Here is an 11,730-nt window from a genome sequence, read left to right as displayed (position 1 = left end):
CCAGCGCTACCTTCTTCGCCGCGCTGCTGTGGCCCCTGTGGCAGGTTTCGCGCCGGCTACGGCCGCCCCTGCTGGCGTGGCCGGCGGCACTGGCGGCGCATGGTGCGCTCACCGTGCCGCTGGTGCTGGCCCATGCCGCCTGGCTTGCGGCCAGCCGCACCGTGGTGTTTGCGGCACTGGGGCAGGCCTATCGTTTCGACTGGTCGCTCGCACAATTGCTGTTCGAATGGCGCAAGGATGCGCTCACACTGGTAGCGCTGGCCGCGCTGGGCTGGTTGCTTGACAGATTGTTTGCGCCGCCACCCGCACCGCCGCAGCCGCCCAGCGGCTACCGCCTCGCCGTGAAGGATGGCAGTCGCACGCTGTTCCTGGCGCCCGAAGAAATCAGTCACGCCAGCAGTGCCGGCAATTATGTGGAACTGGCTACCATCCATGGCGCCATCCTGCACCGGGTGACGCTTGCGGCGCTGGCGGATGAGTTGGCGGCGCACGGCTTCGTGCGCATCCACCGCGCTCATCTCGTCCGCCGTGGCGCGGTGCAGAGCGTGGCGAGCGCCGGCAATGGTGATTTCACGGTGACTTTGGCCAAGGGCCAAACCCTGCCGGGCAGCCGCCGCTATCGCGCCGGGCTGGGGCAGTTGCGCTAAGGGCGGCTCAGTGGACTGTCACTGTTCGGCGGCGGCGAAGGGCAGCGCCCACGGCGCCAAAACCGGCCACCAGCATCACCCAGCTCGCCGGTTCTGGCACCGGTTCCACGCCCAGGAAATCGATCTGCATGCGCGGCCGTTCGGCCTGGAAGGCGCCGTTGCCGCCGGTGTTGCGGAACACGACATCACCCAGGATTTCGATCGATCGGAAGCGCGCGCCCAATGGATCCGGTTCGAAGAACTGGCCGATCGAAGGGCCGTTGCTGTCAGCCGTGAAGCTGCCCAGGTTGGTGCCGTTGATGCGCAGATTGCTGATGTCGATTGCGTTGCTGTTGGCGCCCGAGGTGCGGCTGTTGGCGGTGAGCAGGACGTAGGAAAAGCTGGTGCCGATCCGGGCCGGGCGGGTGAAACTGGCGGTTTCACCGGCACCGAAGCTGTTGTCGCGGTTGAAATCGATCTGCCAGGTCAGCGTGCCGACCGTCCAATCCCAGAACAGGCGAAACGCGTGCGGCTGGCCCAACTGCCACACCGGGGCGCCGACAGGGTTCAATTGTGTGCCTGCCACCTGGGTGCCCGCCTCCAGCATCACCGCTTCGAACCCGGTGCCGCCCCAGCGGGCGCGGGCGCTCACTTCGGTGGGCAGGGGCGACAACGGCCCGGACGACAACACAACCGTTGCTGACGCAGAAACCGGCCCAATCGCCAGCAAGCTTGCCAAAAGGTAAGCCAGATATCGCATGGAATTGACTTTCGACCCCAAATGGACCTCGCACGTCCGCCGCAATTAATAGGGTGGAAAGGTTAACAAAGAATTTTCGGCCCTGGTGGCTTGACTGTGGGAATGGCTTTGCGATGCTGGCGGGATGCGGTTTCTGTTGCCCTTCGTGCTGGTGAGCGTGCTGAGCGCTGTCCCCGGTGCTGCGGCATGGCGGGTGGCGGAATCGGCCCATTTTCGCGTGTATGGCGAGATGCCGGCCGATGCCCTGCGCAAGCGCGTCGAACTGCTGGAGGATTATCGCAATCTGCTGGGCATGTTCACCACCGCCAAGCTGGACGATGATGCGCCAAGGCTGACCATCTATCTGGTTGATGCCATTGCCAGTGCGGTGCCGTTCGGGGAGATCGCTCCTTCGGCGGCGGGATTTTACTCTGCTGGCGATCGCGGCATCGCGGCCTATGCCGAGAAGGGTGATTTCGGCCAGAAGGTGCTGCTGCACGAATATGCCCATCATCACATGTTCGCGTCCACCGGGCGCAGCTATCCGGCCTGGTATGTCGAAGGCTTTGCCGAATATTTCATGACCACGACATTTCAGCCCAAACGGGTGGAATTCGGCCTGTTCGATCGGGGGCGGGCCTACAGCCTGTCGGGCGTGTGGCTGCCGTGGGAACAGGTGTTGGGCCGCAATCTTGATCGCATGACCGGCGATGAGCGCTACAAATTCTATGCGCAAAGCTGGCTGCTGACCCATTATCTGTTCCGCATGCCGGGCATGCGCGAGAAACTGACGGCGCAGCTGGGTGCGATTGCAAAGGGCACCGATCCGCTGACCGCGTTCAAGGCGGAGGTGGAGCCCGATCTGAAGGCGCTGACCCGCCAGCTGCGGGCGTATACCGCCGGACGCAACTTTACCTACAGCCGGCTGGAACGTGACGCGCCCACGCCGGCCCCGGTAACGGTGCGCGATCTGCCCGCGTCGGCCGATGATGTGCTGATGTTCCACGCCTGGCTCGACAATCGCGGCGGGGCCGACAATCGTGCTGCGGCGCTGACCCGGATCAAGGCCGCCACCGCCCGCCATCCCGGCGATGCGTTGGCCCAGCGCACATTGGCCATGGCCGAACTCTATCTGGGCGATGCTGCCAAGGCGCTGCCGCTGCTTGATGGATTGCTGGCCAGTGCGCCCGACGACGCTGATCTGTTGCGGCTGAAGGCCGAAGCGCTGCTTGCGATGAACCGCGACATCAATCGCGGCGACGCCCGGCGCCTGTTGGTGCGCGCGGTCAAGGCCGATCCGGCCAATTGGCGGGCGATGCACCTCTATCTGCACAGCCACGACATCATCAACAACGCCGTGCCGGGCAGCCTGTTCGACGTCGTGCAATTGATGTGGCAGCTGGCGCCGCAGGCATCCGGTATCGTGATCGACATGGCCAATGTGTTGGTGCGCACCGGCCGGATGGCCGATGCCGCCCGCGTGCTGGAACCGGTGGCCTTTGCCCCGCACGGCGGCAGCGCGAGCAATTTTGCCCGGCTGCTACGCGAAGCGGCGCTAACCGACGATGCGGCAGCCTATCTGAAGGTGCTGCAGGCCGGGCCGCCGATCGCGGTTGAAATCCCGCAGGTGAAGTGAAAGGGGCGAGGCCCCTTACCCTTCGAACTCCATGATCACCGCATCCACCGCCAGTGAATCGCCAGCCTTGGCCAGCAGTTTCGCCACCACCCCGGCCTTTTCGGCGCGCAGGATATTTTCCATCTTCATGGCTTCCACGGTGGCGAGTTGCTGGCCGGCTTCCACCTTGTCGCCTTCGGCAACCGCGATGGAAACCACCAGGCCGGGCATCGGGCAGAGCAGATATTTGCTCATGTCCGGCGGCACCTTGGCGATCATGTGGCGGGCGAGTTCAGCAGCGCGCGGGGTGAGGACGCGGGCCTTGTGGGCCGCGCCGCGCGTGGTGAGCAGCGTAAAACTGCCCTTCTTCGCGACGCTGATGGCGACAGGCGTGCCGTTGATGTTGCCGGTGAACAGGCTGTCACCCACGCGCCAGCCGGATTGCACCACCAGGTCGCGGCCATCGATCAGCACTTCGTGGCTGCCGGCCTCGCCGGTCACTTCCACCGGCACCTGTTCGCCATCCAGATCGACGACCCAGTTGATTCCATAAATGGCGCCGTCGCCGGAAAGCTGGCCATCGATCAGTTGTTCGCGGGCCACGGTTTCGGCGTGGATGATGGCGGCGGCGGCCACCAGCGCGTCGCGGGTTTCGGGCGCGACCGGCGCCCCGTGAAAACCGTCGGGATATTCCTCTGCAATGAAGCCGGTGGTGACATTACTGCCAGCCTTGAACCGATCATGCTGCATGATGGCGGCCAGGAAATCGATATTGTGGTTGATGCCCTTGATCAGATAGGAATCGAGCGCATCGGCCTGTGCGGCGATGGCATCGGCGCGGGTGGGCGCCCAGGTGATCAGCTTGGCGATCATCGGATCGTAGAACATGCTGATTTCGGCGCCTTCCACCACGCCGGTATCGATGCGGATCAGACGGCCTTCCTCATCCAGGCCGGCTTCCGGCGGCTGGCAGCGCGACAGGCGGCCGATGGAGGGCAGGAAGCCGCGATAGGGATCTTCGGCATAGATGCGGGTTTCGATGGCGTGGCCATTGAGCTGCACCTGCTCCTGCGTCAGCGGCAGCGGTTCCCCGGCGGCGACGCGGATCATCAGTTCGACCAGATCGAGCCCGGTGATGCACTCGGTGACGGGGTGTTCCACCTGCAGGCGGGTGTTCATTTCGAGAAAGTAGAAGCTGCGATCGGCGCCTGCGATGAATTCCACCGTGCCGGCGCTGAAATAGCCGACGTTGCGGGCCAGGGCGACGGCCTGTTCGCCCATCGCCTTGCGCATTTCCGGCGTGACGAACGGGGAGGGGGCTTCTTCCACCACCTTCTGGTGGCGGCGCTGGATCGAGCAATCGCGCTCGTTCAGATAGAGGATGTTGCCCTGTTGATCGCCGATCAGCTGAATTTCGATGTGGCGCGGCTGTTCGACGAATTTTTCGATGAACACGCGGTCGTCACCGAAGCTGGCGAGTGCTTCACGGCGAACCGAATCGAAGCCCTCGCGCACATCGGCTTCGCTCCATGCCAGCCGCATGCCCTTGCCGCCGCCGCCGGCCGAAGCCTTCATCATCACCGGATAGCCGATGCCAGCGGCGATTTCGACCGCGTGTTCGGTTCCGGTTATTTCACCGACAAAGCCGGGCACGACGCTGACGCCCGCCGCCTTGGCGCGGCGCTTGGATTCGATCTTGTCGCCCATGGCGGCGATAGCGGGGGCCGGTGGGCCGATGAAGGCGATGCCGGCGGCGCTCAGCGCTTCGACGAAGCTGGCGCGTTCCGACAGGAAGCCATAGCCAGGGTGAACGGCTTGGGCGCCTGTCGCCTTGCAGGCGGCGATGATCTTGTCGGCGATCAGATAGGATTCCGCCGCCGGCGCCGCGCCGATGTGCACGGCTTCATCGGCTTCGCGCACATGCAGGGCCTGGGCATCGGCATCGGAATAGACGGCCACCGTCTTGATACCCATCGCGCGCGCCGTGCGGATCACGCGGCAGGCAATTTCACCGCGGTTGGCGATCAGGATCTTCGTGAACAAGGCGTGAGGCTCCCGGCTGCTCGTCTGATTGCTCAATAACGTTGCGAGGCTGTCATGCAACATATCGATTTTGGCGATAACCGTAACTGGCACGACTTGTTGGCCTTTGGCCCACCTGCGGTGCATCAGCACAGGCAGGCGGGCGTGACAGATGGTCCCCTTCCCCCGGGCAGCCGTTCCCCCCACAGGCTGCATCCACGGTTCACGCCCCGGCCGGCGCTGCTGATCCCCCAACAGCAGCGCCGGCCACTCCTCTGGATTTCGGAATTTGCCATGCGTCTGTTGTTTGCCACCATCGCCGCCGCCCTTGCCGCCTTGTCGGGTGACGTTGTCCAGTTTGAAGGTCTGTCGTCAACCCGCTGAATGCAAAAGGGCCGGCGCGTGAGCACCGGCCCTTTCGGGTTCAGGCTGGATTGCCCGTTAGCGGTTGGCGGCGACCGTCACGGCGCGCTGGGCGCGGGCCGCATCAATCTGTGGCGCCGCAATTTTTATGGCGTCGGCGCGGCAGGCGTCGAGATCGGCCAGTTCATCGCGGGTGAACAGCACGGGTGAGCCGCACAGGCGCGTCATCGCTTGCGACAGGCGCTTGTCCAGCGCGCGCTGGCCAGTGGCCGACGACAGATCGAGATCAGCGGTCTGCACCTTCACCTGCCACTGCTCATAACCAGCTTCGGCAGCCAAAGCCGGCATTGCCAGCGTTGCGGCGGCGATCAGAGCCATCATGGTGCGCATCGTGAATCTCCCAAAACACTTGATGAGAGGATGATGCGGGCAATGTCACGTCAATGCAACAAGAATGTCACGGAACTGTCATTTAAGAGTCTTTTTTCTGCAACCAAGCCGTCATGATGGCATTCAAGCGGGCCGGGCGATCATCAGCCACAGCGCCGTCACCAGTGGCACGGTGGAGACGAGACCCCAGAAAATCCATCGTTTAGACAAGGCCTTGTAGGCATCGGGCACTGGTTCATTGCCGAACTGGCGCGCCATCCGCGCGCTCTTGATCTGGATCGGCACGATCAGCCCCATCCAGATCAGCCCGGCCGCAACGAAACAGAGCTGTGCCCACAGCAGCCAGCCGCTGAAAAGATCATATTGTCCTTGAATGGCAAGGCCATAGCCACCGATCATGGTGAAAATCACGCCCCACACCGTCATCGACCAATCGGTGTAGGTGATGAGCTTCTGGGCAAACTGCAGCACCGGTCCGCGGCCGTCACGATCGGCGAAGAACTTCCAGATCGCGGTGACCGTGATGTTGCCCATCAGCATCACGACACCGGTGATGTGCAGGAATTTCCAGACGAGATAGGTCTCGGGCATGGCCGGCAGACCTTTACCGGTCAGCCGCGACGAGCGGCGGTTTCAACCGCCGAACACGATCTTGTAGAGGATCATGCCCACAGCGATGCCGGCCACAAATCCGATCGAGATCTTGCCATTCGCCATGCAGGTGCCTCCTCACAACGGGATATTGTCGTGCTTCTTCCACGGGTTCTCGAGCGTCTTGTTACGCAGCTTCCGCAGGCCCGTCGCGATCCGCCGCCGTGTTGCATGCGGCATGATCACTTCATCGATGAAGCCCATCGATGCTGCCACGAACGGGTTGGCGAAGCGGGCTTCATACTCCGCCGTACGCGCAGCGATCTTGTCCTTGTCACCGATGTCCTGGCGGAAGATGATTTCCACGGCGCCCTTGGCGCCCATCACGGCGATTTCGGCGGTGGGCCAGGCATAGTTCAAGTCGCCGCGCAGATGTTTCGACGCCATCACGTCATAGGCGCCGCCATAGGCCTTGCGGGTGATGACGGTGATCTTCGGCACGGTGGCTTCAGCATAGGCGAACAGCAGCTTGGCGCCATGCTTGATGATGCCGCCATATTCCTGCGCCACGCCGGGCAGGAAGCCAGGCACATCCACGAACGTCACGATCGGGATGTTGAAGGCATCGCAGAAGCGCACGAAGCGCCCGGCCTTCTTGCTGGCATTGATGTCGAGGCAGCCGGCCAGCACTGTCGGCTGGTTGGCAACGATGCCCACCGTGTGGCCTTCGATACGGGCGAAACCGATCAGGATGTTGCCGGCATGCCCGGGCTGCAGCTCGAAGAATTCGCCATCGTCGGCGACCTTCTGGATCAGCTCGTGCATGTCGTACGGCTTGGCGGCGCTGGCCGGGATCAGCGTGTCCAGGCTGTGGTCAATGCGCAGCGGATCATCGCTGGTGGGCCGGAACGGCGCATCTTCGCGGTTGTTCAAGGGCAGGAAATCGAAGAACATCCGTGTGCGCAGCAGTGCATCGATATCATCTTCGAGCGCCAGATCGGCGACGCCGGATTTGGTGCTGTGGGTGATGGCGCCGCCCAGTTCTTCCTGGGTCACCACCTCGTTGGTCACCGTTTTCACCACGTCGGGGCCGGTGACGAACATGTAGCTTGAATCCTTCACCATGAAGATGAAGTCGGTCATGGCCGGCGAGTAGACCGCGCCGCCCGCGCACGGCCCCATGATCAGGGAGATCTGCGGCACCACGCCCGACGCCAGCACATTGCGCTGAAACACTTCGGCATAGCCGCCCAAGGACGCGACGCCTTCCTGGATGCGGGCGCCGCCCGAATCGTTGAGGCCAATCACCGGCGCGCCGACCTTCATGGCGGTGTCCATGATCTTGCAGATCTTCTGGGCGTGGCGTTCAGACAGCGATCCGCCGAACACGGTGAAATCCTGAGAGAAGACATAGACGAGCCGGCCATTGATGGTGCCGCTGCCGGTCACGACGCCGTCGCCGGGGATCTTCTGTTCGGCCATGCCGAATTCGGTGCAGTTGTGCTCGACATACATGTCGAGCTCTTCGAAGCTGCCGGGATCAAGCAGGATATCGAGCCGTTCCCGCGCCGTCAGCCGGCCCTTCTTGTGCTGGGCCTCGATGCGCTTTTCCCCACCACCCATGCGGGCAGCGTCACGGCGGCGTTCCAGTTCTTCCAGTTGCTTCAGCATGGGTGCACTCCCTTGGCACTTTCCCTAGCAATTGCGATGCTTGGGGCAAGTGCGATGTTTTCACCCTGCCAACAGGCGCAGGAAGTGAACAGCCGCCGCCAGATCGGTGCGGCGTTCCGCTTCGGCTTTTTCCGCCAATGGATCTCGGCCCCATTGCTGTTCCTGCCAAAGCGCATCGACATGGGCGATGTCATAGGCGGCTTCGGCCTCCAGTTCGCCTTCCGCTACCGCCAATGCCAGCACGGCAGAGCCGGTGATGGTCACGATCGGATCCAATGGCGCCAGCTGGAACGGCGTGAAGGCGGCAAAAGCCGTGTGCAGGCGGATCAGCGTCGCCGGCGGCTGGGCGACGTGCATGATGCCGGTGGTGATGGTCAGCCCAACGTCGTAACGGCGGGCGAGCCATTCCACCCATTGGTCCCAGGCCGCTGCCTGCGCCGCCAGAAGCGAGTCCGGGCCATCGGCGCGATAGGCGATGAGTTCGCTTTCCGCATAAGTTGCCAGCCGTTTGGCAAAACCGGCGTGGTCTGCCGCGACCCGATCAATTGCAGCGTTGGCAAAGCCGGTCAGCGGCAGGCTGCGCGGATCGATCTTCTCGCCTTGCGCCTGCCATTCTTTGGCAATCGCTTCGGCCAGCGCCAGAGACGGCACGGCCAGCAGTTCGCGCGCAGGGGTGCGCAGCGCTTTGCCATCGAGCGAAACGCCGAACGGCCCGTCGCCGGTGACGGTTGCGTCTTTGTAAAACCGCTTCATTTGCGGGTGAGGCCCAGATGTTTCGGCCGCACGAACAGCGAGCAGCCCCCCAGCAGCACCACCGCCAGCCCCGGCGCCTGGCCGACCTCGCGTACCAGCCACACGCCGGCGGCCATGATGGCAAGGCCGGTCAGTCGCACGGCCAGATAGACCAGATAACGCTTCTTCGCTTCGGCAGCAGGGAGAGGGGCTTGCGACATGATCTGGCCTTACCCCCGCCGTCCGCGCCACAGCAAGACGAATGCCAGCGCGAACTGCAGCACGGCCGCCACCCAGAACAGGATGGAAGCAACCTCGCCGGTCTCGCCGGCCGCCGCACTGCGCCGCGCCAGAACCACGAACACCCCGCCGAATGCCAACGCCAGGATCGCCATGATCCGGCCCAGCCGCCGCAGCCGGGCGATGATTTCGCCCGAGCCTGGCATTTCGCCGGGGGGCGGCTCTTCAGCCATTGAGCAGCGCCAGCAGATGATCGGCATCATCGGCGACATGCGCGGCGCCGGCATCGATCAGTTCATGCGCGTCGTGATAACCCCAATCGACCCCGATGCTGCGCACCCCGGCGGCTTCGCCCATGGCGATATCGAAGATGGTATCGCCGATCATGACCGCCTGATCCACCTGGGCCCCGGCATCGGCCAGCGCCGCATGCAGCATCGAAGGGTGCGGCTTGGACGGATGGCGGTCGGCGGTCTGCAAGCTGATGAACAGGTGGTGGATGCCGTGATGTTCCAGCGCAAGTTTCAGGCCGCGATCGGATTTTCCGGTGGCCACGGCCAGCAGCCAGCCCTGCCCATCGAGCGTGTCGAGGAGGCTGCGGATGCCAGGATAGAGCGGTTCGGCATCGAGCGCCTTGTCGGCGCGCAGGCGCTGGAAGGCGGTCTTGTAATCATCGGCGAGGCTCAGGTGCAGGTCATAATCCGCCTCCGGCAGCAGCGCCTGCATGGCTTCCACCAGGCTCAGGCCCACAATGCGGCGGGTGGCGTGGCTGTCGGGCGGGGCGAGGCCATGGCGCTGGAAGCTGCTCTCCATCGCCCGGATGATGTTGACCTGGCTGTCGATCAGCGTGCCATCGCAATCAAAGACGGCGAGTTTCATTTGCGGGCCTTCCGGATGGTGGCGGCGCCCGCCGTCTCGCCCAGACGCTCCAGTGCAGCCACGACGCCCATCGCATCAGCCTCGCTGCGGTTCTGGCTGGCTTTCAGTGTGGTGCGGATGGCAGCGGGGGTGAGTTCATAGCCCGTAATGGCGCGCATCATGGCTTCGGCGCGCGGGCGTTCCATCTTGTGCATCGTCCAATCCTCGCCCACGCGCGGCTCGAAGGTGGCGGATGCGAAGTGCAGCAGCGCTTCCAGTTCGTCCATGCTCAGCGCCCGCACCGGGCCTTCGATCTCGACAGCCTGGTAATTCCAGGTCGGCACGTTGTTCGCCGGCTCGGCATACCAGTTGGGCGAGACATAATGGCCCGGCCCACCCACACTGATCAGGGCCGTGAGCCCATCGAGATGCTGTGCCAGCGCATTGCCGCGGGCGAGGTGAAACATGAGGGTGCCTGCCGGCGTCACCAGCACCGGCGCATGCGCCACGCGCGGGCCGTCGGGCGTTTGGCCAAAGATGTGGGCAAAGCCGTGCGCGGCAACAAAGGCCAGCGGGTCATCATTGCTGCGGAAGGCGTTGTTGGGATGCATCGCGGGCACTCCCTGCCGCAAGCCCATCCTGTCGGCAAGGAGAGTCGACGCCGCGTGGCCTGCCCGCTACCCCTTGGCCATCATGACCGAACCACCGCCCTTGCTGCCCATCCCCGCCGGTCAGGCCAGCACGGAACCGCGCGACGCAGACGAGATCAAGGGCCTGCGTTATCCGCTCGGCCGCTGGGTGCCGGGCCCGGGCGAGGCCGAAGAGGTGGCGCCCGGCATTTTCTGGGTGCGTATGGGCCTGCCGTTCGGCTTGGATCACATCAACCTGTGGGTGCTCGATACCGGCGACGGCTGGGCCATTGTCGATACTGGCGTGGGCCTGCCGGCCAGCAAGGCGGCGTGGGAAGCGCTGTTTTCCGGCGTTTTGAAGGGCAAACCGGTCACCCGCGTCATCGTCACCCATTATCACCCCGATCATTTGGGCATGGCCGGCTGGCTGTGCCGCAAATGGGATGTGCCGCTGGAAATCACCCGCACCGAATATCTGCTGGCCCGCACGCTCACGCTGGATGTGCGCGATGCGCCGCCGGATGAAGCCGTGGCCTTCTCAATCCGCGCCGGCTGGAGCGACGAACAGGTGGCCGCCATGAAGGCCAAGGCCTGGGGCAATTTCGGCAAGATCATTTCCAAGATGCCGGCCGGCTTCAAGCGGCTGCGCGACGGCGATGTGCTCAGCATTGGCGCGCGCCAGTTCACGGTCGTGGTCGGCCGCGGCCATGCGCCGGAACATGCCTGCCTGGTGGCTGATGACGTGATGATCAGCGGCGATCAGGTGCTGCCGCGCATCACGTCGAACGTCTCGGTCTATCCCACCGAGCCTTATGCCGATCCGCTGGGCGACTGGCTGGAAAGCATCGACACGCTGCGCGCCATTCCCGATCACGTGCTGGTGCTGCCCGCTCACAACGAGCCCTTCTACGGCCTCCACACGCGATTGGACCAGCTCGCCGCCGATCACCATGGTAAGCTGGAAAAGCTGGAGGCGTTCTGCGCCGAACCCCGCACCGCCGTCGATTGCTTCGCCGCCCTGTTCCGCCGGCCGATCGGTGAAGCGGATTATGGCCTGGCGACAGGCGAGACCGTCGCCCACCTGCACTGGCTGGAAGAACGCGGCCGGGTCAGCCGCGTGAAGGACGGCAGCGGCGTGGACCGGTTCGTGCGGGGATGAAGCCCGTCTGCAAACGGCGCCGCACAACTTGAGTGTCGGAATGTTTTACAACCAGTGGCGCGAAAACACAGATTAACGGCCATAAATCAGTTGGT

General features: G+C 64.1%; 13 protein-coding genes. 3 read left to right on the top strand and 10 right to left on the bottom strand.

What is annotated here, in order from left to right; genetic code table 11:
* Positions 1-647: LytTR family DNA-binding domain-containing protein (locus tag RT662_RS07015; RefSeq protein WP_313669993.1), on the top strand; the 647-nt coding region annotated here is incomplete at its 5' end.
* A 7-nt stretch (positions 648-654) separates the two neighbouring features.
* Here the strand turns inward: RT662_RS07015 and RT662_RS07010 are convergent.
* A complete protein-coding gene (locus tag RT662_RS07010; protein WP_313669992.1) occupies positions 655-1,278 on the bottom strand; it encodes a PEPxxWA-CTERM sorting domain-containing protein in 624 nt (207 codons plus the stop codon).
* A 232-nt stretch (positions 1,279-1,510) separates the two neighbouring features.
* Here RT662_RS07010 and RT662_RS07005 point away from each other — a divergent pair, with 232 nt between their 5' ends.
* Positions 1,511-3,001, top strand: coding sequence for a hypothetical protein (locus RT662_RS07005; RefSeq protein WP_313669991.1), 1,491 nt, complete (start codon positions 1,511-1,513; stop codon positions 2,999-3,001).
* A gap of 15 nt (positions 3,002-3,016) precedes the next feature.
* On the opposite strand, the gene RT662_RS07000 is transcribed toward RT662_RS07005, so the two are convergent.
* The 9 genes from RT662_RS07000 to RT662_RS06960 all read right to left on the bottom strand — a co-directional run bounded on the left by RT662_RS07000 (position 3,017) and on the right by RT662_RS06960 (position 10,458).
* Positions 3,017-5,023 carry an acetyl/propionyl/methylcrotonyl-CoA carboxylase subunit alpha gene (locus RT662_RS07000; RefSeq protein WP_313669990.1) on the bottom strand — a complete coding sequence of 669 codons (2,007 nt, stop codon included), beginning with the start codon at positions 5,021-5,023 and terminating at the stop codon, positions 3,017-3,019.
* 420 nt (positions 5,024-5,443) lie between these two features.
* Positions 5,444-5,755: a UrcA family protein gene (locus RT662_RS06995; protein WP_313669989.1), complete on the bottom strand. Its 312-nt coding sequence runs from the start codon at positions 5,753-5,755 to the stop codon at positions 5,444-5,446.
* Positions 5,756-5,878: 123 nt separating this feature from the next.
* Positions 5,879-6,346, bottom strand: a complete 468-nt coding sequence (locus tag RT662_RS06990) for a DUF2269 family protein (protein WP_313669988.1) — start codon at positions 6,344-6,346, stop codon at positions 5,879-5,881.
* A gap of 138 nt (positions 6,347-6,484) precedes the next feature.
* Entirely contained in the window at positions 6,485-8,017 is a 1,533-nt protein-coding gene (locus RT662_RS06985) for an acyl-CoA carboxylase subunit beta (RefSeq protein WP_313669987.1), read from the bottom strand.
* A gap of 60 nt (positions 8,018-8,077) precedes the next feature.
* Entirely contained in the window at positions 8,078-8,770 is a 693-nt protein-coding gene (locus RT662_RS06980) for an ATP12 family protein (protein WP_313669986.1), read from the bottom strand.
* Positions 8,767-8,970: a hypothetical protein gene (locus tag RT662_RS06975; protein WP_313669985.1), complete on the bottom strand. Its 204-nt coding sequence runs from the start codon at positions 8,968-8,970 to the stop codon at positions 8,767-8,769. The genes RT662_RS06980 and RT662_RS06975 overlap by 4 nt, the downstream gene beginning before the upstream one ends.
* A gap of 9 nt (positions 8,971-8,979) precedes the next feature.
* Positions 8,980-9,222 carry a hypothetical protein gene (locus RT662_RS06970; protein WP_313669984.1) on the bottom strand — a complete coding sequence of 81 codons (243 nt, stop codon included), beginning with the start codon at positions 9,220-9,222 and terminating at the stop codon, positions 8,980-8,982.
* Positions 9,215-9,868 carry an HAD-IA family hydrolase gene (locus tag RT662_RS06965; protein ID WP_313669983.1) on the bottom strand — a complete coding sequence of 218 codons (654 nt, stop codon included), beginning with the start codon at positions 9,866-9,868 and terminating at the stop codon, positions 9,215-9,217. Before RT662_RS06965 ends, RT662_RS06970 begins: the two co-directional genes overlap by 8 nt.
* The gene (locus tag RT662_RS06960) at positions 9,865-10,458 is read right to left on the bottom strand and encodes an FMN-binding negative transcriptional regulator (protein ID WP_313669982.1); all 594 of its coding nucleotides are present in this window, start codon (positions 10,456-10,458) and stop codon (positions 9,865-9,867) included. Before RT662_RS06960 ends, RT662_RS06965 begins: the two co-directional genes overlap by 4 nt.
* A gap of 82 nt (positions 10,459-10,540) precedes the next feature.
* Here RT662_RS06960 and RT662_RS06955 point away from each other — a divergent pair, with 82 nt between their 5' ends.
* A complete protein-coding gene (locus tag RT662_RS06955; protein ID WP_313669981.1) occupies positions 10,541-11,635 on the top strand; it encodes an MBL fold metallo-hydrolase in 1,095 nt (364 codons plus the stop codon).
* Positions 11,636-11,730 lie beyond the last annotated feature (95 nt).

It is taken from the genome of Sandarakinorhabdus sp. (genome assembly GCF_032115815.1).
In the GTDB taxonomy this organism is placed as follows: Bacteria; Pseudomonadota; Alphaproteobacteria; order Sphingomonadales; family Sphingomonadaceae; genus Sandarakinorhabdus.
Note: the sequence above shows the minus strand (reverse complement) of the source record. Positions and strands in the feature narration are given on the sequence as shown.

What these genes read in the sequence shown, in the direction of transcription:
- RT662_RS07005 (WP_313669991.1), top strand. Translation starts at nt 1,511, where the DNA reads ATGCGGTTTCTGTTGCCCTTCGTGCTGGTGAGCGTGCTGAGCGCTGTC.
- RT662_RS06995 (WP_313669989.1), bottom strand. Translation starts at nt 5,755, where the DNA reads ATGCGCACCATGATGGCTCTGATCGCCGCCGCAACGCTGGCAATGCCG.
- RT662_RS06990 (WP_313669988.1), bottom strand. Translation starts at nt 6,346, where the DNA reads ATGCCCGAGACCTATCTCGTCTGGAAATTCCTGCACATCACCGGTGTC.
- RT662_RS06985 (WP_313669987.1), bottom strand. Translation starts at nt 8,017, where the DNA reads ATGCTGAAGCAACTGGAAGAACTGGAACGCCGCCGTGACGCTGCCCGC.
- RT662_RS06980 (WP_313669986.1), bottom strand. Translation starts at nt 8,770, where the DNA reads ATGAAGCGGTTTTACAAAGACGCAACCGTCACCGGCGACGGGCCGTTC.
- RT662_RS06975 (WP_313669985.1), bottom strand. Translation starts at nt 8,970, where the DNA reads ATGTCGCAAGCCCCTCTCCCTGCTGCCGAAGCGAAGAAGCGTTATCTG.
- RT662_RS06970 (WP_313669984.1), bottom strand. Translation starts at nt 9,222, where the DNA reads ATGGCTGAAGAGCCGCCCCCCGGCGAAATGCCAGGCTCGGGCGAAATC.
- RT662_RS06965 (WP_313669983.1), bottom strand. Translation starts at nt 9,868, where the DNA reads ATGAAACTCGCCGTCTTTGATTGCGATGGCACGCTGATCGACAGCCAG.
- RT662_RS06960 (WP_313669982.1), bottom strand. Translation starts at nt 10,458, where the DNA reads ATGCATCCCAACAACGCCTTCCGCAGCAATGATGACCCGCTGGCCTTT.
- RT662_RS06955 (WP_313669981.1), top strand. Translation starts at nt 10,541, where the DNA reads ATGACCGAACCACCGCCCTTGCTGCCCATCCCCGCCGGTCAGGCCAGC.